Source organism: Streptomyces sp. NBC_00250, assembly GCF_036192275.1.
Taxonomy (GTDB): Bacteria; Actinomycetota; Actinomycetes; order Streptomycetales; family Streptomycetaceae; genus Streptomyces.
In genome coordinates, this window is sequence record NZ_CP108088.1 from 7137655 (window position 1) to 7160370 (window position 22716).

Annotated in this window: 25 protein-coding genes; 7 read left to right on the plus strand and 18 right to left on the minus strand. The window is 72.4% G+C overall.

Going from position 1 to position 22716, the window contains the following annotated elements; translation table 11 throughout:
- The first annotated feature begins 426 nt into the window (after positions 1–426).
- Together OG259_RS32345 and OG259_RS32350 are read left to right on the plus strand one after the other, a co-directional pair.
- Positions 427–1818: an aldehyde dehydrogenase family protein gene (locus OG259_RS32345; protein ID WP_328945470.1), complete on the plus strand. Its 1392-nt coding sequence runs from the start codon at positions 427–429 to the stop codon at positions 1816–1818.
- Positions 1819–1853: 35 nt separating this feature from the next.
- Entirely contained in the window at positions 1854–2936 is a 1083-nt protein-coding gene (locus OG259_RS32350) for a Zn-dependent alcohol dehydrogenase (RefSeq protein WP_328945471.1), read from the plus strand.
- A 53-nt stretch (positions 2937–2989) separates the two neighbouring features.
- Here OG259_RS32350 and OG259_RS32355 read toward each other — a convergent pair whose 3' ends face one another.
- From OG259_RS32355 to OG259_RS32400, 10 genes are all read right to left on the minus strand, one after another.
- Positions 2990–3922, minus strand: a complete 933-nt coding sequence (locus OG259_RS32355; RefSeq protein WP_328945472.1) for a PDR/VanB family oxidoreductase — start codon at positions 3920–3922, stop codon at positions 2990–2992.
- 3 nt (positions 3923–3925) lie between these two features.
- Positions 3926–5377, minus strand: coding sequence for a purine-cytosine permease family protein (locus OG259_RS32360; RefSeq protein WP_328945473.1), 1452 nt, complete (start codon positions 5375–5377; stop codon positions 3926–3928).
- Complete coding sequence (locus tag OG259_RS32365) at positions 5374–5739, minus strand: Rieske (2Fe-2S) protein (protein ID WP_328945474.1); 366 nt, start codon at positions 5737–5739, stop codon at positions 5374–5376. Before OG259_RS32365 ends, OG259_RS32360 begins: the two co-directional genes overlap by 4 nt.
- Positions 5736–6611, minus strand: a complete 876-nt coding sequence (locus tag OG259_RS32370) for an iron-containing redox enzyme family protein (RefSeq protein WP_328945475.1) — start codon at positions 6609–6611, stop codon at positions 5736–5738. Before OG259_RS32370 ends, OG259_RS32365 begins: the two co-directional genes overlap by 4 nt.
- Positions 6608–7414 (minus strand): dihydrodipicolinate synthase family protein, encoded by an 807-nt coding sequence (locus OG259_RS32375; RefSeq protein WP_266890111.1) that lies wholly within the window; start codon positions 7412–7414, stop codon positions 6608–6610. Before OG259_RS32375 ends, OG259_RS32370 begins: the two co-directional genes overlap by 4 nt.
- Before the next feature lie 83 nt (positions 7415–7497).
- Positions 7498–8013, minus strand: a complete 516-nt coding sequence (locus OG259_RS32380) for a DUF6190 family protein (RefSeq protein ID WP_328945476.1) — start codon at positions 8011–8013, stop codon at positions 7498–7500.
- Positions 8003–9181: an aminotransferase class I/II-fold pyridoxal phosphate-dependent enzyme gene (locus OG259_RS32385; protein ID WP_328945477.1), complete on the minus strand. Its 1179-nt coding sequence runs from the start codon at positions 9179–9181 to the stop codon at positions 8003–8005. The genes OG259_RS32380 and OG259_RS32385 overlap by 11 nt, the downstream gene beginning before the upstream one ends.
- Positions 9182–9402: 221 nt before the next feature.
- Complete coding sequence (locus tag OG259_RS32390; RefSeq protein WP_328945478.1) at positions 9403–10104, minus strand: DsbA family oxidoreductase; 702 nt, start codon at positions 10102–10104, stop codon at positions 9403–9405.
- A 61-nt stretch (positions 10105–10165) separates the two neighbouring features.
- Positions 10166–10966 carry an MBL fold metallo-hydrolase gene (locus tag OG259_RS32395; protein WP_328945479.1) on the minus strand — a complete coding sequence of 267 codons (801 nt, stop codon included), beginning with the start codon at positions 10964–10966 and terminating at the stop codon, positions 10166–10168.
- 126 nt (positions 10967–11092) lie between these two features.
- The gene (locus OG259_RS32400; protein ID WP_266890102.1) at positions 11093–12031 is read right to left on the minus strand and encodes a DMT family transporter; all 939 of its coding nucleotides are present in this window, start codon (positions 12029–12031) and stop codon (positions 11093–11095) included.
- A gap of 122 nt (positions 12032–12153) precedes the next feature.
- On the opposite strand from OG259_RS32400, the gene OG259_RS32405 reads away from it, so the two are divergent.
- Complete coding sequence (locus OG259_RS32405) at positions 12154–12816, plus strand: TetR/AcrR family transcriptional regulator (protein WP_266890100.1); 663 nt, start codon at positions 12154–12156, stop codon at positions 12814–12816.
- Positions 12817–13046: 230 nt separating this feature from the next.
- Here OG259_RS32405 and OG259_RS32410 read toward each other — a convergent pair whose 3' ends face one another.
- From OG259_RS32410 to OG259_RS32425, 4 genes are all read right to left on the minus strand, one after another.
- Positions 13047–13721, minus strand: a complete 675-nt coding sequence (locus OG259_RS32410) for a TetR family transcriptional regulator (protein ID WP_328945480.1) — start codon at positions 13719–13721, stop codon at positions 13047–13049.
- A 214-nt stretch (positions 13722–13935) separates the two neighbouring features.
- Positions 13936–14850, minus strand: coding sequence for a DMT family transporter (locus OG259_RS32415; protein ID WP_328945481.1), 915 nt, complete (start codon positions 14848–14850; stop codon positions 13936–13938).
- Positions 14851–14975: 125 nt separating this feature from the next.
- Positions 14976–15671: an ArsR/SmtB family transcription factor gene (locus OG259_RS32420; RefSeq protein ID WP_328945482.1), complete on the minus strand. Its 696-nt coding sequence runs from the start codon at positions 15669–15671 to the stop codon at positions 14976–14978.
- A gap of 18 nt (positions 15672–15689) precedes the next feature.
- Entirely contained in the window at positions 15690–16373 is a 684-nt protein-coding gene (locus OG259_RS32425; RefSeq protein ID WP_328945483.1) for a TetR/AcrR family transcriptional regulator, read from the minus strand.
- Positions 16374–16444: 71 nt separating this feature from the next.
- On the opposite strand from OG259_RS32425, the gene OG259_RS32430 reads away from it, so the two are divergent.
- The 3 genes from OG259_RS32430 to OG259_RS32440 all read left to right on the plus strand — a co-directional run bounded on the left by OG259_RS32430 (position 16445) and on the right by OG259_RS32440 (position 18720).
- Positions 16445–17602 carry an acyl-CoA dehydrogenase family protein gene (locus OG259_RS32430; protein WP_328945484.1) on the plus strand — a complete coding sequence of 386 codons (1158 nt, stop codon included), beginning with the start codon at positions 16445–16447 and terminating at the stop codon, positions 17600–17602.
- Between the two features lie 65 nt (positions 17603–17667).
- Entirely contained in the window at positions 17668–17955 is a 288-nt protein-coding gene (locus OG259_RS32435; protein WP_024758619.1) for a YiaA/YiaB family inner membrane protein, read from the plus strand.
- Between the two features lie 138 nt (positions 17956–18093).
- A complete protein-coding gene (locus tag OG259_RS32440) occupies positions 18094–18720 on the plus strand; it encodes a TetR/AcrR family transcriptional regulator (protein WP_328945485.1) in 627 nt (208 codons plus the stop codon).
- Here the strand turns inward: OG259_RS32440 and OG259_RS32445 are convergent.
- Positions 18711–19172, minus strand: a complete 462-nt coding sequence (locus OG259_RS32445; RefSeq protein ID WP_266890083.1) for a MaoC family dehydratase — start codon at positions 19170–19172, stop codon at positions 18711–18713. The two genes, OG259_RS32440 and OG259_RS32445, sit on opposite strands and share 10 nt — an antisense overlap.
- Before the next feature lie 106 nt (positions 19173–19278).
- On the opposite strand from OG259_RS32445, the gene soxR reads away from it, so the two are divergent.
- On the plus strand, positions 19279–19761 hold the full coding sequence (gene soxR / locus OG259_RS32450) for a redox-sensitive transcriptional activator SoxR (RefSeq protein ID WP_328945486.1): 483 nt from the start codon (positions 19279–19281) through the stop codon (positions 19759–19761).
- Here soxR and OG259_RS32455 read toward each other — a convergent pair.
- The 3 genes from OG259_RS32455 to OG259_RS32465 all read right to left on the minus strand — a co-directional run bounded on the left by OG259_RS32455 (position 19758) and on the right by OG259_RS32465 (position 22563).
- Positions 19758–20501 carry a 3-keto-5-aminohexanoate cleavage protein gene (locus OG259_RS32455; RefSeq protein ID WP_443052152.1) on the minus strand — a complete coding sequence of 248 codons (744 nt, stop codon included), beginning with the start codon at positions 20499–20501 and terminating at the stop codon, positions 19758–19760. The genes soxR and OG259_RS32455 overlap by 4 nt on opposite strands.
- A gap of 38 nt (positions 20502–20539) precedes the next feature.
- The gene (locus OG259_RS32460; protein ID WP_328945487.1) at positions 20540–21154 is read right to left on the minus strand and encodes a hypothetical protein; all 615 of its coding nucleotides are present in this window, start codon (positions 21152–21154) and stop codon (positions 20540–20542) included.
- A 191-nt stretch (positions 21155–21345) separates the two neighbouring features.
- Positions 21346–22563, minus strand: a complete 1218-nt coding sequence (locus OG259_RS32465) for a serine-threonine protein kinase (RefSeq protein WP_328947246.1) — start codon at positions 22561–22563, stop codon at positions 21346–21348.
- Positions 22564–22716: the final 153 nt, after the last annotated feature.

Genomic DNA, 22716 nt, shown 5'->3' on the forward strand with positions numbered 1-22716 from the left:
GTCCTGGGGCGGCGCCGTCCGCTCGGCCCGTTCGAGCGGCTCGCTCCCACCGGCCCGCGCTCCCGCCCCGGCCGCGGTTCCGGATCCGCCTCCCCCGGCGGTCGGTGGCCGCCGGGACCGGGCCCTTACCGGGGAATGACCGAAGGGCAAGGAGGCTTCTGTCAGTTCGGGGGGTGTCCGGCTGTCAGGGGTGCCCGTGGACATCGCCGGGGCGGGCGGGGCACGATCGGCTGGGTACGCGGCTCGCTGCTCGACGGCCCGGAGGCTCCCTGTGCGGCCCGGGACTGAGACGGGGGGCACGTTCCGAAGTCCTGGCGCCAGAAAACTAACAGCGCTAGTTTGGTGGACGACGTACCGGCCGGTGGCGAACCGGCCGGTGACCGACCGGCCGGCGACGATCCGGTCGGCAGCGTGAGGAGACAGCGGATGAAGGCGCACGACGCGATGTACATCGGCGGGGAGTGGCGCCCCGCCGCGGGCCCCGACACGATCGCCGTCATCAACCCGGCGGACGAGCAGGTCATCGGCCACGTCCCGGCCGGCACCGCCGAAGACGTCGACGCCGCCGTACGCGCCGCCCGTGCCGCGCTGCCCGGCTGGGCCGCGACCCCGCCCGCCGAGCGCGGCGCCAGGATCGCCGCCCTGCGCGACGCGCTCGCCGCCCGCGCGGAGGAGATCGCCGCCACCGTCACCGCCGAGCTCGGCGCCCCGCCGCAGCTCGCCGCCGTCGTGCACGCCGGACTGCCGATCATCGTGGCGGGCACGTACGCCGACATGGCCGCGACCCACCCCTTCGAGGAGGAGGTCGGCAACTCGACCGTCTACGCCGAGCCCGTCGGCGTCGTCGCCGCGATCACCCCCTGGAACTTCCCGCTCCACCAGGTCGTCGCCAAGATCGCCCCGGCCCTCGCCGCCGGCTGCACCACCGTCCTCAAGCCCGCCGAGGACACCCCGCTCACCGCCCAGCTCTTCGCCGAGGCCGTGCACGAGGCGGGCCTGCCCGCCGGCGTGTTCAACCTGGTCACCGGCCTCGGCCCGGTCGCGGGCCAGGCCCTCGCCGAGCACCCGGACGTGGACCTCGTCTCCTTCACCGGCTCCACCGCCGTCGGCCGCCGCATCGGCGCGCTCGCGGGCGGCGCCGTCAAGCGCGTCGCCCTCGAACTCGGCGGCAAGTCCGCCAACGTGATCCTGCCGAGCGCCGACCTCGCCCAGGCCGTCTCCGTCGGCATCGCCAACGTCATGTCCAACTCCGGACAGAAGTGCAGCGCCTGGACGCGCATGCTGATCCCCGCGGACCGCTACGAGGAGGCGGTGGCGCTCGCCGCCGAGGCCGTCACCAAGTACGTCCCCGGTGAGCGCCTCGGCCCGCTGGTCAACGCCAAGCAGCAGCAGCGCGTCCGCGGCTACATCGAGAAGGGCGTCGAGGAGGGCGCCCGGCTCGTCGCCGGCGGCCCCGAAGCCCCGCTCGGGACCGGCTACTACGTCTCCCCGACCGTCTTCGCCGACGTCACCCCGGAGATGACCATCGCCCAGGAGGAGATCTTCGGACCCGTCGTCTCGCTCCTCCGGTACGAGGACGAGGACGAGGCCCTCGCCATCGCCAACGGCACCGTCTACGGCCTCGCCGGAGCGGTCTGGGGCGACCCCGAGGAGGCCGTCGCCTTCGCCCGCCGGATGGAGGCCGGCCAGGTCGACATCAACGGCGGCCGGTTCAACCCGCTGGCCCCCTTCGGCGGCTACAAGCAGTCCGGCGTGGGCCGGGAACTCGGTACGCACGGCCTCTCCGAGTACCTGCAGACCAAGTCCCTCCAGTTCTGAGTCCTCCCCTCCCGAGCGCAGAAGGAGCAACGAGCGTGATCCGCGCCGCCGTCCTGCCCGCCGTCGGCTCTCCGCTGGAGATCACCGGCATCGAACTCCCCGAGCCCGGCCCCGGTCAGGTCCGGGTCCGGCTCGCCGCCGCCGGGGTCTGTCACTCCGACCTCTCGCTCTCCGACGGCACCATGCGGGTCCCGGTCCCCGCCGTCCTCGGCCACGAGGGCGCCGGCACCGTCGTCTCCGTCGGCGAGGGCGTGACCCATGTCGCCCCCGGCGACGGAGTCGTGCTCAACTGGGCTCCCTCCTGTGGCAGTTGCCACCCCTGCTCGCTCGGCGAGGTCTGGCTCTGCGCCAACGCCCTGACCGGCGCCGCGAACATCCACGCCCGCACCCAGGACGGCACCGAACTCCACCCCGGACTCAACGTCGCCGCCTTCGCCGAGGAGACGGTCGTCGCCGCCGGCTGCGTCCTCCCGGTGCCCGACGGGGTACCGCTCACCGACGCCGCCCTGCTCGGCTGCGCCGTCCTCACCGGCTGGGGCGCGGTCCACCACTCCGCCCGGGTCCGCGAGGGCGAGACCGTCGCGGTGTTCGGAGTCGGCGGGGTCGGCCTCGCCACCCTCCAGGCCGCTCGGATCGCGGGCGCCTCGACGATCGTCGCCGTGGACGTCTCACCGGAGAAGGAGGCGCTCGCACGGGCGGCCGGCGCGACCGAGTACGTCGTCGCCTCCGAGACCACGGCGAAGGAGATACGGAAGCTGACCGGCGGCCAGGGCGTGGACGTGGCCGTCGAATGCGTCGGCCGCGCCGTCACCATCCGTACCGCCTGGGACTCCACCCGGCGCGGCGGTCGCACCACGGTCGTCGGCATCGGCGGCAAGGACCAGCAGGTCACCTTCAACGCCCTGGAGCTCTTCCACTGGGGCCGCACCCTCGCGGGCTGCGTCTACGGCAACTCGAACCCGGCCGTCGACCTCCCGGTCCTCGCCGAACACATCCGGGCCGGCCGGCTCGACCTCGGCGCCCTCGTCACCGAGCGGATCACCCTGGACGGCATCCCGGGCGCCTTCGAGAACATGCTCGCGGGCAAGGGCGGCCGGGCCCTGGTGGTCTTCCCCTGACAGCGCGCACGCGGGGAAGCCCGTACCGGCGTACCGGTACGGGCTTCCCCGCGTCACAGGTCCAGCACGAGACGGTCGCCGCGCGAGCGGCCCACGCAGATCATCATCGTCGTCCCCGAGGCCCTCTCGTCCTCGCCGAGGACGGAGTCGTGGTGCTCGGGCGTCCCGGCGATCACCTTCGTCTCACAGGTACCGCAGACGCCCTCCTCGCAGGAGTACGCGACACCGGGAACCACCTCGCGAACCGCGTCGAGCAGGGTACGCCCGGGCGCGACGCGCACGGTCCGCCCACTCCGCCGCAGCTCCACCTCGAAGCCGTCGCCGCCCCCGGAGTCCCGTGCCGGCGCCGCGCGGAACCGTTCCGTGTGAAGCGAACCGGGCCACCGTTCCTCCACCGCCCGCAGCAGCCCCTCCGGGCCGCAGCAGTACACGGCCGTCTCCGCCGGAATCCCGGCGAGGACGGCGTCCAGGTCGGGCAGCCCCGCCGTGTCCTGCGGGACGAGCGTGACCCCGGGGAGCGCGGAGAGCTCCTCGCGGTACGCCATGGCCGCCAGGCTCCGGCCGCCGTACAGCAGCGACCACGACCCCGGCGGCAGGGAGCGGACCATCGGCAGCAGCGGGGTGATGCCGATGCCCCCCGCGATGAACAGATACCGCGCGGCGGACACGAGCGGGAAGCGGTTGAAAGGACCCCGGACCGCGAGGACCGTGCCCTCGCCGACGGAGGTGTGGATCTCCTCCGATCCGCCGCGGCCGTCGGGCTCTCGCAGCACCCCGAGCCGGTACGTGCTCCGGTCCGCCGGGTCCCCGCAGAGCGAGTAGTGCCGGACCGCACCGGACGGCAGCGTCACCTCCAGATGCGCGCCGGGCTCCCACGGGGCCAGCGCGGCGCCCGTGGGATCGGCGAGTACGAGCCCCCGGACGCCCTCGGCCTCCCGGACGACCGACCGGACCGTGAGCCGGACCGTGAGTAGGTCAGTGGACATGCGTCACCTCGAAGTTCGCGACGGCGGCAGCAGTGGCTCCGGCCACACCCGGCACAGCGCCCCGTACAGCACGGCGGCGACCACGAAGGCAGCCGGCAGGCTCAGGTCGACGCCGCCGGTGAGCTCGGTCAACGGGCCGGTGTAGAGCGGATTGTTGACCCACAGGACCCCGACGGCCGAGCCGACCGTGAAGGCCGCGGCGGCCCGCGGGTTGACCCCGCCGGTGTACCAGTACCGCCCGCCGCCGCCCGTGGTGAACGTACGCAGCGCCTCGGCGTCGTACCGGCCCCGATGGAGCACGTATCCGACGAAGAGCACGGCCGCCCAGGGGGCGACGACCGTGAGCAGCAGCGTCACGAACGCCGACATCGCGTCCATCGCGTCGTACACCACCGCCCCGAGGTACAGCACGGCAGCCGCGAGCAGCGCGACCACCGTGGTCACGGCGGCCCGCGAGGAGCGCCAGAACACCGAGTTGGCCGACAGCCCGGCCGCGTACAGACAGAGCCCCGCCTGCGGCAGGGTGCCCGCGAAGCCGAAGACCACGACCGCGACCGCGAACCAGCCGGGCACCGCGTCCGTCAGGCCCTGGAGCCAGGGAGCGTCGGGGACGGGGAAGAGGGTCGTCACGTACGCGCCGGTGAGCAGCGCGGCGAGACTGCTGAGGAACATGGAGATCCCGCTGGCCCGCACGACCCGGCCGGTGGGGGTGGAGGCGGGCATGAAGCGGGTGTAGTCGCCCTGGAAGGTGGCGTACGACAGGGGCACGGCGGCGGACGCGGTCGCCGCGAGCAGCCAGGTGTGCAGGGCGCTGTCGAGGGCGAGTGTCCCGCCGGCGTATCCCGCGTCGAAGTCCGGAGCCAGGACGAGCACGGTGCCGAGCAGGACCACGCCGCCGGTGACCGCCGTGACCCGGTACGTACGGACCAGGGTCTCGTGGCCGCGTACGGCGACCAGCGCGACCGCCGCCGCCGTCACGAACATCGCGGCGGTCAGCGCGCCGGGGCCGGTGGGGGTGGAGAGCAGCCGGTGGCCGGCGACCATGACGGCGGTACCGCCCGTCCACACGGCGATCGCGAAGAAGCCGAGCGCGGTCACCACCGTGAGGACGTTGCCGACGACCCTGCCCCGGACGCCGAAGTGCGCCCCGCTCGCCACGGGATCGTTGGTGCCGGTGCGGACGCCGAACCGGGCCAGCGGAGCGAGCAGTGCCGTGCCGACGGCGACGCCCACGGCGATCGCGCCCGCCGCGGCCCACCAGCCGAGGCCGAAGACGACGGGCAGCGCGCCGAGGACGACCGTGCCGAAGGAGAACTGCGCGGAGGGCCAGATCCAGCCGAAGTCGCCCGGCGTCGAGGTGCGTTCGGCCTCGGGCACCGGAGCTATGCCGTCGTGGTCGACTGCCGCACGGGGCGGCGTCACGGTGGACGCCGCCCCGGTCGGTGTGGTGGTCATGAGGCGCCCCCGGCGGGGGCGGTTCCCGAGGTCGGCGCGACCTCTCTGTCGTGCGCCGGGTCGCGCTGTTCCGGGACGGAGAGGTCCCCCGGCAGTACGTCGACCACCCGGAGCGCCGCGCACGCCGCGCCCGACAGGCGCTCCCCGCTGGTCAGGTCGAAGGTCGTGTGGTGCAGGGGGCAGGTGATGCGCAGCCTGTCCCCGTCGACCCTGCCGTACTTGAGCCGGCCCCCGCGGTGCGGGCAGACGGCGGCCGCGAGGACCTTGCGGCCGCCCACCTCGACCAGGACCAGCTCCTCGGTCACCTGGCGGACGGTGGGCTCGTCGGAGTCCCGCCGCCGCCCCGCGGGCACGGCCGTCATGCGACGGTCTCCCGCGCCCGCGCGAGGGCCGTCTCCGTGGCCGTACCGACGATGTCGGAGGCCAGCCGTACGCCCGCCCAGATCTTCGCGAGGTCCGGCTCTTCGAGCGCGCGGATCGCCGTACGCATATGACTGCTGTGGTACGCGTCGATGTAGAGGTGCTCGGTGTAGTAGGCGTCGTGGACGATCCCGAGCCGCCGCGCCGCCCGCGCGAAGCTCTGGAAGGCGTACAGCACGCTGGTCTCGAAGTAGGCGTACGCGCCCAGGAAGTACTGGGGCGAGGGGGCCCGGCTCGCCAGCCAGTGGAACATGTTGACGTAGGCGAAGCACTCCGGGGACGTCTCGTCGAGGTAGTCGTCGAGGCGGAGGCTCATGCCGAGCTCGGTGAGCAGGTCGCGGTAGAGCTGGGAGTGCGCCTTCTCCTCGTTGCCGCAGCCGAGTTCGTCGATGAGGACGCGGAAGACCGCCATCGCCGAGCGGTACGGCAGCCGGGGCACGACCGGCAGCAGCGACTCGGACTCGGTGAGGCCGTCGAGCGCGAACTGCCGCACCACGACCTTGAACTGGTCGAGCGTCGCGTGCTCGGCGAGGAAGGTCGCGCTCTCCGGGAGCGAGGCCTCCTCCTCGGCGAGGAACTCCTTGAGCGCCTGGAGCAGCTCGCCGGCCGAGCCGAACCGGGGCGCGGAGGACTCGTACGCCCGCGCCTTGGGCAGGATCCACCGCTCCTCGATCGCGGCCATCGAACCGTAGTCGCCGAGGTTGGGAACCCGCCGGTAGAGGCTGTGCAGTTCGCGCTGCGCGGTCGCGGCCGGGGCCGTGATCGAGTGCGCGGCGACCGGGACGGCGGAGGGAGCGGCGGGGGTGGCGCTCATGCGGCCTTCGCCTCCTCGTGCACGGTGGGGGAAGCGATCACGCCGCGCCGGTGCAGTTCCTTCTTGACCCAGCGGTACCAGTCGTCCTTGAAGACGCCGTACCGCTCGCAGACGGTGTTGATCTCCGTCTGGCGGTCCGGGGTCGGGTCGACGAGCATCGCGTTGCACAGGCCCGGTTCGAGGTTGGCCAGCGGGCCGATGAAGCCGTCGATGCCGGTGGCGTCGACGAGGAGGTTCTCCCAGCCCTCGAAGACCGGGATGCCGGTGCCGGCCCCGGCCATCTTCCGGGTGAACGCGGCGTCGCCGCTGGACTCCTTGATGCCGACGATCCCGGGTATCTCCTCGCAGATCCGGATCAGGGTCTCGAACTCGATCCGATTGCCCGAGAGCGCCTCCTCGTTGTAGAGGAAGATCGGGATGTCGAGGGCCGCGCGGATCGCCTCGTAGTGCTCGACGATCCCGTCCTGCGTCACGTCCGCGCCGAACGGCGTGGTGACGACGACGGCGTCGGCGCCGATCGCGGCCGCGGTACGGGCCCGGTCGATCACCGCGGCGGTGTCGGGGAGCTGGATGCCGGCGAGCACGGGCAGGCCGCCCGAGTGCCGCACGGTGTAGGTCACGACGTCCTGCCACTGCCGCGCGTCGAGCTTCCAGCCCTCACCGGAGGTCAGAGCCGGCATGAGGCCGTTGACCTCGGCGCGGATGTGGTCCAGGAGACGGACGACGCTCTGCTCGTCGACGACGCCGTGCTCGTCGAAGGGGGTGATCAGCGGGACGACGGTCCCGGAGTAGGTGCCAGGCATGAGAGGGGTGCCCTTCGGAATGTCTACAGAGGGGTCTGCGGAGGGGCCTTCGGAGGTCTTCAGAAGGTTCTTCGGAGGGTTCTTCAGAGGCTTTCGGAGTCGACCGTCAGCACCAGCGAGCGCTGGTAGAGGTCCTCCAGATAGGCCGGGAACGAGTGCTCCTCGCCGGAGCCGATCGGTACGACGGGCAGGCCGGTCGTCCGGAGCAGCCGCGGGCTCGCCGTGTGCAGCACACCCCCGCGGCCGATGACCTGGGCGAGCAGCAGACGCTCGTGCGTGGGCAGGCCTTCGAGCTCCGGCGTGGTGAACGCCCGGCGGACGTCCGCCTCCTCGTAGGCGGCCCGCTCGATGGCCAGGTCGGTGTGGAGGACGTCCATGAAGGGGTAGTAGTCGTCCTGCACCCCTCGCTCGTATCCCCACACGAGGTCGTCGCAGCGGCCGACCTGCTCCCAGCTCATGACGACCCCGCCCGCTTCACCCGCGGCCAGCCGGCCCGCGAAGAAGGCCTTGGCGGCCAGGCGGACGCCGTCGTCCTCGCTGTGCATGCCCATGAAGAGCGTGGCGTCGATGAACACCACCGGGTTCGCGTCAGACGGCATAGCGCTCGAGCACCTTCCGCATCCGCTCCATCGCGCCGGCGAACAGCTCCGGCTCGCGGGCCAGGGCCAGGCGCACGAAGCGCTCGCCCTTCTCCTTGGTGTTCCAGTAGAAGAAGGTGCCCGGCAGGACGTACACCTCCTCGTCGAAGAGGACGGCCTGCAGCTGGGTGGCCGTCAGGTGCTCCGGCTTGATGCGGAACCAGGCGACGCTGGTGCCGACGACCGGCTCCTGGAACTCCAGGATGGTGCCGCTGAGGGCGTGGCGGGCGGCCTCGCCGTTGGTGCGGATGATGTCGCGCACCGAGGCGAAGCCGTCGGTGATGGAGTCCTCGACGTACTGGGTGACCATGTTGAGGACGAACGGCGAGACGTTCAGGAGGACGCTGGTGTGGAGGTTGTAGACCTCCTCCTGGATGTCCCGACTGGCCGTGATCATGGCGCACTTGGCGTCCTGGATGGGCCAGGTCTTGCCGGTGTCCTCCATGACCATGTACGTGACGCCGGACTCCTCCAGGAGCTCGTAGATGTCCACCCGGCCGACGCCCTCGTCGCAGAGCGCGAAGGACGCGAAGCAGAAGTCCATCACCAGGACCTTGTCGTGGTCCACGCAGTAGCGGACGACCTCGCGGAAGCCCTCCAGCTTCTCGGCGAGCAGGGTGAACCCGGTCGGGTTGTTGGGGTCGACGAGGTAGATCGCGTCCGCGGTGATCTCCTCGACGAGCCGCTCGTAGATCGCGTCCTTGTCGTGCAGCGCCGACTCGGCGAACGGGGCGATCGGCACCTGCATGTTGCGCAGCAGGTCGACCAGGTTGTCGAAGCAGGGCTCGACCAACTGCACCGACATCCCGCGCTGCTTGAGGAACATGCCGGCGACCATGGTCGACACGCTCGCGGAGTACGAAAGGAGCGTGCGGCCCATCGCACGGGCGGTGGGCTGCTGGTGCAGCCGGAAGAAGGCGTCCAGGAACTGCCGCTCGAAGTGCGCCTGCTGCTTCGACTCGGACTCGTGCCACAGCTCGGGAAGCCGCGAGACGATCCGCTCCTGGGAGGTGGACTGACGCTGGTGGGTGTGCGCGTCGGCCAGGTTGAACCGGGTCTTCAGGGCTTCGATCTCGTGCTGGGTGAGGTCGACGAACGTGCTGACGTCTGCCTTGTCGGTCAACGACATGAAGAACTCCCGCTGTCGATACGAATCTCCGTCCGGAATTCCGGCGGCGTGAATGACTGTAGGAGCTTCGACCGGCCTTGCGAATAACGGCCGGGTCACGCAATTAATAATCACCGCGATGTTCTGCCGACGAAAAAAAGGAACGACGGCCAGGCATTCCTCGTACAGGAATGCCTGGCCGTCGTTCCGGTTTCACGGCCGCCTTTTGGGGGCCTTTTCAACTATTCAGTGGCGGCCCTCAGCAGGATGTCCTCGAACACCTTCGGGTCGTCCGAGCCGATCACCGGCCAGCCGATGCCGTACGCGCCTTCCCAGCCCACGTCGATGCCGGGGTTGGCGTGGTCGGAGCCGTCGGGCAGGAACAGATGGGGGCTGCAGTTCACCCGGTCGCTCTTGGCGAGCGCCGCCTGGTCCGCCAGCGCCCGGCGCGCGCGCCCGTCGTCCAGGGCCTCGGCGAGGGCGTCGACGTCGACGGCGCCGGTCTCCGCGGCGACGTCCAGGATCACCTTGCGGTGGCTGATGCAGCGCGACTCGGCCCAGAAGGCCCGGCGCAGCCCGAGGTCGAGCTGCTCCGAGGCGTTCAGGCTCTGCTCCTTGGCGGCGAGCACCGCCTCCAGGGCGGGCAGGGTCGTCGACGGGTAGAGCCAGTCCTTGGCCTGCCACAGCTGCCAGCCGGCGGCCGGCTCCAGGCTGCCCATCCGGGCGACCTCGCTGTCCGTGCCGGGGCGGGGGCTCGGGGCGTCGTTGAGCAGTTCGAGCGGGAAGGCGCGCAGGTCGAAGGAGACCTGCTCCTCCAGGCCGAGGCGGGCCCGGGTGGTGTGCAGCCGGTGGATCGCGATGTGCGCGAAGGAACACCAGATGTCGGAGAAGACGGTGACGACTCCGCGCGGGGGCGTCAGGTCGGTGGTGGTCGGGTCGAACATGGTTCTCCTCGGTTCGTACACGGGCGGAGCGGGGGCCCGGCCGGTCGGGGACTCGACCGGCTCAGGCGGCCGGGGACTCGACGGCGTCGAGCGCCGCCTCCAGGTCGAGGTCGGCGTCGGGCAGCCAGGCGGGCAGGGAGGGGATGCGGGCCATCGCCTCGAAGAGGCGCGGTACGGCCTCCTCGCGGACGGTCGGCCCATGGGCGCTGAGCAGCTTCGCGGGGCGCAGGGCGGCCAGTTCGCGCACCGGCCGGAGGAATTTCGCCTCGTCGACGAGCGCGGTCCACGGTGCTATCGCCCGGTTCAGGACATCGAAGCCGTGGAAGAATTCCTCCTCGGAAAGGTCGGCGAAGTCCTGGCTGATTTCTTCGACGACGGTCCCGAAGCTGTCGGAGCTGTAGAGCGTTCCATCGGAATGGTCGAACACGGCGAGGGTTCCGGGCGAATCGAACGTGGGAGGCCGGTGAAAACTCAGCTCGCGGTCGCCGACTTTCACGCGGCTTCCCGGGTTCGCGGTGACCACCCGTTCCTGCGGAATGGCGAACTCTTCCGATATTCGCGTCAGCGATATGGCGTTGGCGAGCACCTTCGCGTTCGGCGCGGCCTCCAGGATCGAGGCGAGGGCGCCGGTGTGGTCGCGGTCGTCGTGGGTGACGACGACCCAGCGCAGATCGGCCGGCTCGATCAGCGACCAGAGGGATTCCAGGAAGCCCTCCCGGTCGACGGGCATGCCGGTGTCCACGAGGAGCGGCTGGCCGGACCGGAGGAGGAAGGCGTTCACCGGCTGGTCGCCGAGGCCCGGGATGGGCAGCGCCGAGGGGAGGACGTGGAGGTCCGGCCCGGCGGAGTAGGACGCTTTCATGACACACCTTTCGGTCGGGGAAACCGGCGGTCGGACGAACTGGACGGTCGAGGAGCCGACGGTCGGACGAGCCGGACGGTCAAGGAGCCGGCCGTCAGGCGAGCCGGATGGCCGGGGAGCCGGCCGTCAGACGAGCTGGATGGTCAGGGAGCCGGCGATCAGCAGGGCGAGGCCGAGGGTGCGCGCCTTGGTGAGGGAGCGCTGGGGGAGCTTGAAGAGGCCCTTGTGGTCGATCAGGGCCGAGGTGAGCTGCTGGCCCGTCACGGTGAGCGCGATGGTCACCGCCGCCCCGATCTCGGGGATGAGCAGGAAGGTGCCGGTGACGTAGGCGGCGGCGCAGGCGCCACCGAGCCAGCCCCACCAGGGCATCTTCTTCAGCGGGGCGATCTTGGGCTTCGGCGTCTTCCGGGTCGCGTACAGCACGAGCAGGACGACGGCGATGGTGAAGGTCGCCACGGCGAAGCTGATCACGGCGACGGTGACGGGCTCCTTGAGCTGGGCGCGCAGCTGGGCGTTGACCGCGCCCTGCACGGGCAGCACGGCTCCGGCGAGCACGCCGAGGGCGAGCCAGCCGGCGCGGCCGGCGCTCGACATCTTCGGTGCGCCGGGGGGAGCCGCGGCCTTCATGCCCCGGATGATCACGACGATGCCGGCGAGCACGGCCACGGCGCCGACGACGATCCCGACGCTCAGGTCCTGCTGTTCGAGGCCGAGGAGGCCGAAGAGGTCGAGCGCGAGCGAGGCGAACATCTGGCCGGTGACGAAGAGCCCGACGGCGGCGAGGGCGCCGAGCCGTGGGAAGAGCAGGATGCCGCTGGTGATGTAGAGCGGACTGGCGAGTCCGCCCAGGAGCTGCCAGGGCTCGACGTCGGGCAGTTTGCCGAGCGCGCCGAGCGCTCCGGCCGCCACCGCGAGCACGGTCAGCAGACCGGTCGCGACGCTGAGCTGGATCGTCGAGGCGCCGTACGGGGTGCCGACGGCCGAGTTGAGCTGGAGGTTCACCGAGGCCTGGACGGCCAGGAGGCAGCCGACCAGCAGGGCCGCGGCGAGGAGCGCGGTGTGCATCTTGATCTCCCTGGGGCGGGAAGGCGAAAGGCTAAGTGGACACTGAGTCCGTTTAGCATGCCACGGGGCATGGCAAACGGACAAGGTGTCCACTTAGCCTCGAGGGAAGTAAGGTCTGGTCCATGAGCGACGACGAGCAGCGGGGTCGTGGAGCCGCCTCCGTCCACCGGGTCGGCGGGCTCCTCGGCGATCTTCAGGCCGTGGACGACCAGCCGGTCGCCCCGCGCAGACGCGCGGACGCGGAACGCAACCGGGCCCAGATCCTGGCCGCGGCCGAGCAGCTCTTCGCCCAGCAGGATCCGCGGACGGTCACCATGGACGGGATCGCCAAGGCCGCCGGGGTGGGCCGCGCCACGCTCTACCGGAGCTTCCCCGATCCGTCGTCGGTCGCCGTCGCGCTGCTCGACGAGCACGAGCGCCTGCTCCAGGGCCAGCTCATCTACGGCCCGCCGCCGCTCGGTCCCGGCGCACCCGCGGGGGAGCGGTTGGCGGCGTTCTACCTGGCGATGCTCGATCTGCTCGAACGCCATCTGCCGCTGGCCCTCGGGGCGGAGACCGGCCCCGCGCGCTTCCGGACGGGGGCCTACGGCTTCTGGCGCGTCCACGTCCGTACGCTGCTCGTCGACCACGGGATCCAGGACCCGGACCCGCTGATCGACATCGCGCTCAGCCCGCTGTCACCCGAACTGTTCCAGTTCCAGCGGCACGAACTCGGGCTGTCGACCGAGCGCATCGGCCGCTCCCTGGCGGACTTCGCCCGCCAGCTCCTGCGTTCGGGGGAGTGAGGCGCGGCCGGTCGGCGGCGGCGCGGCTCCGGCCGTCACCGCGGGCGCGGATCGGGCCAGGTCGTGTCCGGAAAGTCCCGCCTGGCCCGCGCCGCCTGGCGCGCACGACCTACGGTGGCCGTCACCCCCGTAAGGGGATCCGGTCGGGGCGGCCGTCTTCATGGCCGGTGTCCGGCAGAGCCGGGTGACGATCCGTCAATGGCCGGCGCCCGTGCCCCCCGCGACACGCTTCAGGCGCCGCGCCGCCGCCCGGCCGGATGGACGAGGCCCGGCAGGATCAACTTCCAGATGCGGTCGAGTCGTTGCTCGGCGGGCCCGCGCAGGGCGCCGTTCTCGGTCGTCCTCGGCTCGTCCGGCGGCCAGCTCTCGCCGGTCGGGCCGTTCGGGCAGCGCATCTCCAGCTCGACCCCGGTGATCACATAGCCGATCAGTGCGGCGACCGCCGTCGCGTCCACGCCGGGACGCAGGGCCTTCTCCGCCTCCGCGAAGCGCGCCAGGCGCGCCACCTCGCGCCGCCAGGGGCAGTCCCCGGAGAGCCCGGGGTCGGTCAATTGGAGTTCCCGCGCGAGGCGTTCGCCGGCCCGTGCCATGGGGTCGGTCTCGAAGAGCCGGATCAGCGCGTGCGTGGCGATCACCAGCTTGTCGATGGCCGTGCCGCCGACCCCCTCCGTCGACAGGCAGGCCGACTCGACCGTGATCCGGGTGACCGCTCGGGCCCTTCCCCTGACCGCCGTGGCCAGATCGGCCTTCGTCGCGAAGTGGAAGACCAGCGCGCCGGTGGTCACCCGGGCCTCGCCGGCGATCCTGGCCAGCGACGCCCGGTCGTAGCCCTGCCCGTCGAACACCCTCGCGGCCGCCGACAGGATCTCCTGTCTAGTACGTTCCGCCCGCTGCTGAATCGCCATGAGCTCCCCCGTCGGCTTGCGAGAAGGTGCCGGAGCGTGATGTTCCGGCCCGCGCCTGTGACCGACTCGAAACTATCCGGCCGGGAGCCCACGAAACGTGCCTTCTCGTCCGACCGGCCGGAACTGGGGCTTGACGGGTATGTCCGCTCCAGGTCGCGGGCGCACACCCGGCGTCGGACGTGTGTGAAGTGACCGGAACCGGGGCCATGCCCTGTCAGGTGGATTCGGCCGTTCCGGCGCCGGCGGCGGCCCGCGAACGCGAGCGGGACACGGCCACACCGGCCAGGCACAGCGCGCCCCCGGCGAGGGTGAGCAGCCCCGGCAGTTCGCCCAGGAACAGCCACGCCATCAGCACGACGAGGGCGGGCACGGCGTACGTCGTCGCGCCCATCCTTCCCGCGGTCGTACGGGCCAGGGCGTAGGCCCAGGTCGTGAACGCGAGGGCGGTCGGGAACACCCCCAGGTAGAGCATGTTCAGGGTCGCCGACAGCGGGGCCCGGCCCGCCTCCTCGACCAGCTGCCCCGCGAACGGCAGACACGCCACCGCGCCCACCAGGCACCCGAAGGTCGTCACCTGCAGCGCGCTGCAGTGGGCGAGCGCGGGCTTCTGCGCCACGACCCCGCCCGCGTACGCCATCGCCGCGAGGACGCAGAGCAGGACCCCGAGCAGCGAGGCGTGTGCGCCGGCGGAGGCGCGGGACATCGAGAGGCCCACGACCACCGCGCCCGCGAAGGACACCGCCATGCCCGCGAGCAGTCTGGGTGGCAGCGACTCCTTCAGGAACCGGGCGCCGAGCAGCGCGATCAGGATCGGTCCGATGTTCACCACCATCGCCGCCGTGCCCGCGTCGACCTCCTGCTCGCCCCAGTTGAGCACCACCATGTACACCCCGAACCAGAGCAGGCCCGAGATCACGATCCCCGGCCAGGCCGCCCGGGGCGGCAGCCCCTCCCGCCGGACCAGGAGGACGGCCCCGAGGACCAGGGCCCCGGCGAGCAGCCGCCCGAGCGCGAGCGCGCCCGGGGAGTAGGCCTCTCCGGCGCTGCGGATGGAGACGAAGGCGGAGGCCCACAGGACGACCGTGACACCGGCGGCGGCGAGCGCGAGCCGCGAGGATTGCTTCTGCATGCCCCGACCGTAGGACGCGGACCCTTCGGCGCTCACCGCAATATCCGCGGGGTCGGGGCCGGGGTGGGGGCGGGCGCCGGGGTCGGGGCGGGGGCCCGGCCGGGAGCCGCCGGGCGGCACCGGTCTCACCGCAGCTCCTCCGGCGCGATGCCCAGGTGCGCGTACAGCTCGCTCTCGCCCCGCCCGGTCACCTTCACGGCCCGCTCGGACCCGATCCGTACGCACCACTCGGCGTCCAGCGCATGTCGGCACAGCGCGGCTCCCGCGATCCCCGCGAGGTGCGGCCGCCGCTCGGTCCAGTCGAGACAGCCGCGCGCGACGGGCCGCCGCCCCCGGCGTACGAGAGGGATGCCCAGCTGGTCGAACCAGGCCAGACCCCGGTCCGTGAGCGCGAACCCGGTGTCCTGGCGCAGCAGCCCGCGCACCGTCATCGCCTCGGTGATCGCGATGCCGAGCCGCCCGGCGAGATGGTCGTAACACGTCCGCCCCCGGGCCATCGCCCGCCCGGCGTTCGCGGCGCCCAACGAGCGCGGCGGTGAGGCCACCGCGGGCTCGGACCGGGTGGCCAGGTCCTCGACGAGATGCGCGATCCCGGGGTCGGCGAGGCGCACGTACCGGTGCCGCCCCTGGCGTTCCTCCGCGAGCACCCCGCCGGTGACGAGCTTTCCGAGGTGCTCGCTCGCGGTGGACGGCGCCACGCCCGCGTGCCGGGCGAGTTCCCCGGCGGTCCAGGCCCGTCCGTCGAGCAGGGCGAGTACGAACGCGGCGCGGGTCTCGTCCGCGAAGAGCGCCGCGAGTGCGGCGAGGTCACTGGCTGCCATGCGTCCAGCGTCCCGCACTCACGCTTCGGTGGTGGCCGACATGTCGTGCGGAGCCGCGGGCTCCCGCGTCCGGGCCTCGTACTGGAGCCGCAGCCCGTCGAGCAGCGCCCGCAGGCCCGTGTCGAAGGCGCCCTCGTCGACCTTCTGCCGGTGCTCGGCGAGGCGGTGCGCCTGGCCGAGGTGGGGGTAGTCGGCCGGATCGTAGGCCGTCTCGTCGTCGACGAAGCCACGGGCGAAGGAGCCGAGGGCCGAGCCGGTGATGAAGTACCGCATCAGCGCGCCGATGGAGGTGGCCTGGGCCGGCGGCCAGCCCGCGCGGACCATCGCGCCGAACACGGCGTCCGCGACGCGCAGGCCGGCCGGACGACGGCCGGGGCCCTGGGCCAGGACCGGGACGATGTGCGGGTGGTCGGCGAGGGCGGCCCGGTAGGAGACGGCCCAGTCGTGCAGCGCCGTCAGCCAGTCGCGGCCGTCGTCCTCCGCGAACATCGACAGATCGATCTTCGTGCTCACCGCGTCGGCGACGGCGTCGAGGATCTCGTCCTTGGTGCGGAAGTGGTTGTAGAGCGAGGGCCCGCTCACCCCGAGTTCGGCCGCGAGCCGTCGGGTCGAGAGCGCCCCGAGGCCCTCCGCGTCCACGAGTGCGCCCGCCGTCTCGACGATGCGGTCTCGGCTGAGCAGGGGCTTGCGCGGTCGGGCCATGGCGCACATAGTAGGCCTGCACCGCGAAAACTAGCAGTGGTAATTAAATGGTCGGGTGAGGTGGGCGCCGCATGAATCTGGAACTCAGCGAGGAGCAGGAAGCCGTACGGCGGCTCGCCGAGGACTTCGTCGCACGCGAGGTCACCCCGCACGCCACGGCGTGGGACCGCGCCGAGGAGGTGGACCGGGCGATCGTGAAGAAGCTCGGTGCCGTCGGCTTCCTCGGGCTCACGATCCCGGAGGAGTACGGCGGTTCCGGCGGCGACCACCTCGCGTACTGCCTGGTGACCGAGGAGCTCGGCCGCGGCGACTCCTCCGTGCGCGGCATCGTCTCCGTCTCCCTCGGCCTGGTCGCCAAGACCGTCGCCGCCTGGGGCGGCGAGGAGCAGAAGCGGGAGTGGCTGCCCCGGCTCGCCTCCGGCGAGGCGCTCGGCTGCTTCGGCCTCACCGAGCCGGGCACCGGCTCCGACGCCGGGAACCTCGCCACGCGCGCGGTGCGGGACGGCGGCACCGGTGACTACATGATCAACGGCACCAAGATGTTCATCACCAACGGCACCTGGGCCGATGTCGTCCTGCTCTTCGCCCGCACCAACGACACCCCCGGCCACAAGGGCGTCTCCGCCTTCCTCGTCCCCACCGACACCCCCGGCCTCACCCGCCGCCCCGTCCACGGCAAGCTCGGCCTTCGCGGCCAGGCCACCGCCGAACTGGTCCTGGAGGACGTCCGCGTCCCGGCCGCGGCGATGCTCGGCCCCGAGGGCAAGGGCTTCGCCGTCGCCATGTCCGCCCTCGCCAAGGGCCGCATGTCCGTCGCGGCCGGCTGTGTCGGCATCGCGCAGGCCGCCCTCGACGCGGCCGTGCGGTACGCGGGGGAGCGGGAGCAGTTCGGCAAGCCCATCGCCTCCTATCAGCTCGTGCAGGAGCTGATCAGCGACATCGCCGTCGACGTGGACGCCGCCCGGCTGCTCACCTGGCGGGTCGCCGATCTGATCGACCGGGGCCAGGACTTCGCGACCGCCGCCTCCAAGGCCAAGCTGTACGCCTCCGAGGCCGCCGTGCGCGCCGCGAACAACGCCCTGCAGGTCTTCGGCGGCTACGGCTACATCGACGAGTACCCGGTCGGCAAGCTGGTCCGCGACGCGCGCGTGATGACCCTCTACGAGGGCACGAGCCAGATCCAGAAGCTCATCATCGGCCGGGCGCTGACGGGGGTCTCCGCCTTCTGACCTGAGTACGTCTCTGAGTACGCGGGCGGATGTGGCACCCGCCACGTTCGGCCGATGCTGTGCCCATGAGCGACACACCGGTCAAGCAGCAGAACACCGCGGCCTACTACATGCAGGCCGTCCTCTCCTTCGGGATCGCCCTCGCGGCCGTGGCCATCGGCATCTTCCAGCTGGAGGCCAGTGCCTGGGTCCGCGCCTTCCTCGCCGTCGCGGTCCTCTACCTCACCACCTCGGCGTTCACGCTCGCCAAGGTCGTCCGCGACCGCCAGGAGGCCGGGCAGATCGTCAGTCGGGTCGACCAGGCCCGGCTGGAGAAGCTGCTCGCCGAGCACGACCCCTTCCAGAAGCTCTGAGTCACTGATCTCCGGAGCCACCGACCTCCGGAGCCACCGATCCAGCCGTCGCCGATTTCCGGAGCCGGAGATCGCTAAGCGCTTGCTCACCCTCGTTGTATGGTGTTCGTTCTGACGGGGACCGAGAGGGAGTGTGGGATGAGCGCGGCGGAGGAGACGCCCGGGGGCGAGGACATGCCCTGGGGCGAGGTCACGCCCGAGGCGGCCCGGCGACTGCTGGTGGCCGCCGTCGAGGCGTTCGCCGAGCGCGGCTACCACGCCACCACCACCCGGGACATCGCCGGCCGCGCGGGGATGAGCCCGGCCGCGCTCTACATCCACTACAAGACCAAGGAAGAGCTGCTCCACCGGATCAGCCGCATCGGTCACGACAAGGCCCTGGAGATCCTCCGGGCCGCGGCCGACGGCGACGGCACGGCCGCCGAGCGCCTCGCCGACGCCGTCCGGTCCTTCGTCCGCTGGCACGCCGAGCGCCACACCACCGCGCGGGTCGTCCAGTACGAGCTCGACGCCCTCGGCCCCGACCACCGCACCGAGATCGTGGAGCTGCGCCGCGAGTCCGACGCGGCCGTGCGCGGCATCATCAACGAGGGTGTGGCGGCCGGTGAGTTCGACGTGCCGGACGTCCCCGGCACCACGGTCGCCGTGCTCTCGCTCTGCATCGACGTCTCGCGCTGGTTCACCACCCAGGGCCGCCGGACGCCCGACGAGGTCGGCGCACTCTACGCCGACCTCGTCCTCAGGATGGTCGGCGCTCAGAAGTAGTAACGGGAGACCGACTCGGCGACGCAGACCGGCTTCTCGGAGCCCTCGCGCTCCACCGTCACGGCCGCCGTCACCTGCACGCCGCCGCCCGCCTCCTCGACCTTCGTCAGGACGGCCGTGGCGCGCAGCCGCGAGCCGACCGGGACCGGGGCGGGGAAGCGCACCTTCTCCGTGCCGTAGTTGAGGCCCATCTTCATGCCCTCGACCCGCAGCACCTGCGGAACGAACAGCGGGAGCAGCGACAGGGTCAGATAGCCGTGCGCGATGGTGGTGCCGAACGGCCCGTCGGCGGCGCGTTCCGGGTCCACGTGGATCCACTGGTGGTCCCCGGTCGCGTCCGCGAAGAGGTCGATCCGCTTCTGGTCGATCTCGACCCAGTCGCTGTGCCCCAGCTGCTCGCCGACCCCCGCGCGCAGCTCCTCGGCGGAGGTGAAGATCCTCGGCTCGGCCATGTTCCTGTTTCCCTTCTGGTACGACATACCCAACGGTCGGTATCTAAGCGCTTGCTCAGCATGTGGGGTGAGCGGGCCGCTGTCAACGGACCAGTAGGGTCGCGGGGTGCCGCAGATTCCAGAGAAGATCCACGAGCTCACCGTCGGCCAGCTCTCCGCCCGTAGCGGGGCCGCCGTCTCCGCCCTCCACTTCTACGAGGCGAAGGGGCTCATCAGCAGCCGTCGCACCAGCGGCAACCAGCGCCGCTACGGCCGTGACACCCTGCGCCGGGTCGCCTTCGTGCGCGCCGCCCAGCGGGTCGGGATCCCGCTGGCCACCATCCGCGAGGCGCTCGCCCAGCTCCCGGAGGAGCGCACGCCCACGAACGAGGACTGGGCCCGGCTCTCGGCGGCCTGGCGCACCGAACTGGACGAGCGCATCAAGCAGCTCGGCCGGCTCCGCGACCATCTGACGGACTGCATCGGCTGCGGCTGCCTCTCCCTGGAGACCTGCGTCCTGTCCAACCCCGACGACGCCTTCGGCGAGCGGATGGCGGGCTCCCGCCTGCTGCCCGTGCGCAACCCCGCCCCGGCCGACGGCGACGGTTAGCCGGACAGGGCCGCGGTCACCAGCTCCGCGTTCGAGCGCGCTCGTGTGCCGTCCGGAAGCAGCACGGTGTCCTCAAGGCCGATCCGGGCGGCGAGGCCGAGACGGCGGGCGAGCCGCAGCACCGGCCACGCACCCGCGTTCTCGCCGTGGAGCAACGTGGGCATGAGGGGCGGGAGTTCGAGCGCGGACAGGAGCGAGCGCGCCGTGTCCCCGACCTCGTCCTCGGCCCGGGTCGCAGACTGTGCGTCCGGGACCTTGGCGAGGACCCGTCGTACCCGGGGCGCGAGCGGCGAGCGCGCGAATCGGGCGGGGCCGTCCGTACGGGACCACAGCACGGCCTCGACCCCGATCCCGCGCTCCAGCAGCGCTGCCGCCGTCTCCTCCGCGTCCGGCTCGTGCCAGTCGACCGACACCAGATCGGGCAGCACGTCCCAGCAGCCGATCCGCTCCACCCGGCGCCCCGGATCGGTCTCGGCGGCCATGGCGGTCGTGACCCGCACGGGTGTGCCCACCGCCGCCCGGACCGAGATCAGGACCGGGCCGAGCACCCGGGGCGAGAGCGACGTACCCCCGCACGGCGTACGGGGATGCACCCGCACCTCCCCGGCACCCGCCGCCACCGCCCGGGCCGCGGACTCCGCGAGCGACTCGGGCGACATCGGAACCGCGGCCGAATCTCCGGGCCCCCGTGACCCGTTGAGGCAGACCTGCAGTACCGGCAGCACCGGGGGCGCCCGCAGTACGTGGGGCGCCGGAAGCCCGTCGGTTCCCCGAGGGTTCACGCCGCCGACGCCAGCGACCGGTTCCGCTCCCCGCGGGCACGGGCCAGCGCTCCCGAGGTGAGCACCGCACGCGGCACACCCACCCCGCAGTCCCCGCAGACGGGGCCCAGCCACGGTTCGTACGTGTCGCCGGGACCGGCCCACTCGATGCGCGGTCCCTCGCACACCGGGCACCGCTCGCCCGGTCCCTGTTCGAGGGCGGTGATCAGCCGCCGCAGCACCTCGGGCAGCGGGTCCGACGGATGCACGGCCGGATCGCCGCACCGCACCACGCCGTTGCCGCCCCAGACCCGGCGGTGCCAGTCGTCGACCGCGCCGAGCCCGCGCAGCCCCTCGTGCTTCTCGCGCCGCCGCCGGGCGGCGAACTCCTCCTCGTACGCGAGCCACACGGCCCGCGCCTCCTCCAGCTCGTCGAGCGCGGCGATCAGCCGCCCAGGATCGAGCTCCCGGTCCTCGGGTCCGAACCTGTGCCTGCGGCACAGGTGGTCCCACGTAGCCCGGTGCCCGTACGGCGCGAACCGTTCCAGACACTTGCGCAGCGAGTACCTGCGCAGCGCCGTGTCGCACCCCGGATCGCGCACCTGTCTCGCGAGACTCCGGAAACCGGCCATCTCCCGCCACCTCCGCCGCTGGTCCTTCCGCGATATCAGAGGGACGAACGAGCGCCCCGCCGTGTTCCATCGAAATTCCGATGGCAGCCATCAGCGGTGCGCGAGAGGCCCCCGAGGGCGGGCGGAACCGAAGAGTCCGCTGGGGTGCGGACGAGGTCCGGGTGGGGGCGGGCGGAGGTCCCGCACCCCGTCTACCTGCCGGTCGTCGCCGCCGACACCACCACCCGGGCCAGCTCGGCCCGGCGGATGTCGCTGTGCGAGCGGACCACGTCCGCCGTGTCGACGCTCACACACCCCGAGGCCGGCACTCCCTCGCGCAGGACCGCCGCAAGGTTCCGAACCACCGTCCCGGGCACCGCCTGGACGCCGTCGTGCCCGATCGCCCCCCAGCGCGGATCGTCCGTGCCGAGCAGACCGGCCGTCGCGGCGAACGACTCGGAGTCGTCGCCCGCGAGCCGGGACGCCAGCGGATACATCACCCCGAGCGCGGTGTCGTGCCGCGAGTAGCAGGCCACCACGGGCCCCCGGACCCGCTGCTGCATGTCCCGCAGCGAGCCCGGCCGGCCGGGGTCGTGCGGCAGCCGCGCCGCGAACGCGTAATGCGAGAAGGCGCCCTGGAGGAGGGTCACGGAGGCGACCGGACGGGCACCCGACGGCAGCCCCTTCAGCGCGAACGCGACGAGCCGGGCACCCATGCTGTGACCCACCAGGTGGACGCGGAGACCGGGGGCGGCACGGGCGACCTCGCCGAGCAGCGGCCCGAGGCCGAACTCGCCGACCCGCCCGGACCGCTTCTTCATCAGGTAGTACGTGGCCTGCCGCAGGGCCTCGCGGGCCCCCTTCCAGTACCGCTTGAGCCCCTCGCCGAAACCCTCCGGCGGGACGGCGTCCGCCCCGAGCGCCTCGGTGAACAGGGCGCACACCTCCACCGGATCCCCGACCAGGAACTCCGGCACCGGCTCCCGGGCCCCGGCGGCGCCCTCCCGGTCGTCACCACCGGCGGACACGTCCGTCAGCTCCCGCAGCAGCTCCCCGAACTCGGCGAACGCGGCCTCCTCCGCCGGCTCCGTCACGAGGAGCTCCGTGAGCCGGTCGAGGACGGGCTCCTTCTCCGGCAGGACCGACACGAGGGCCCGGTAGTCCGGGACCGGCTCGCCCGTGAACATCATCGAGGGCCAGATCACTCCCGCGTACCCGACCTCCACCCCGGGAGCGAACAGACCGGGAAAGGGCTCGAAGAAGTCGGAGTAGAGCCGGGTGGCGCCGGAAGGCGAGTTGTTCCACCCGTGCGCGAACACCACCAGGTCGGTCAGACCCTGCCGGGCCAGTGCGGCGAGGGCGGCGGACTGCCCCGCGGGCCCGTCGCCCTCCTTGTCGAAGGTGATCTCCCGGTACGGCTCCACACTCATCCCGGTCACGGCCCGACCGTCCCTCCACGTCGAGGTGGCCGCCGCGCCCAGGGCGCGCTCCGCGCGGGCGGCGGCTCCAAGGGCCAGCATGCCCGGACGGGGCCCCGGTCAGACCTCGACCGGGGCCCGTACCTCCGTCGGCGCAGCCGTACG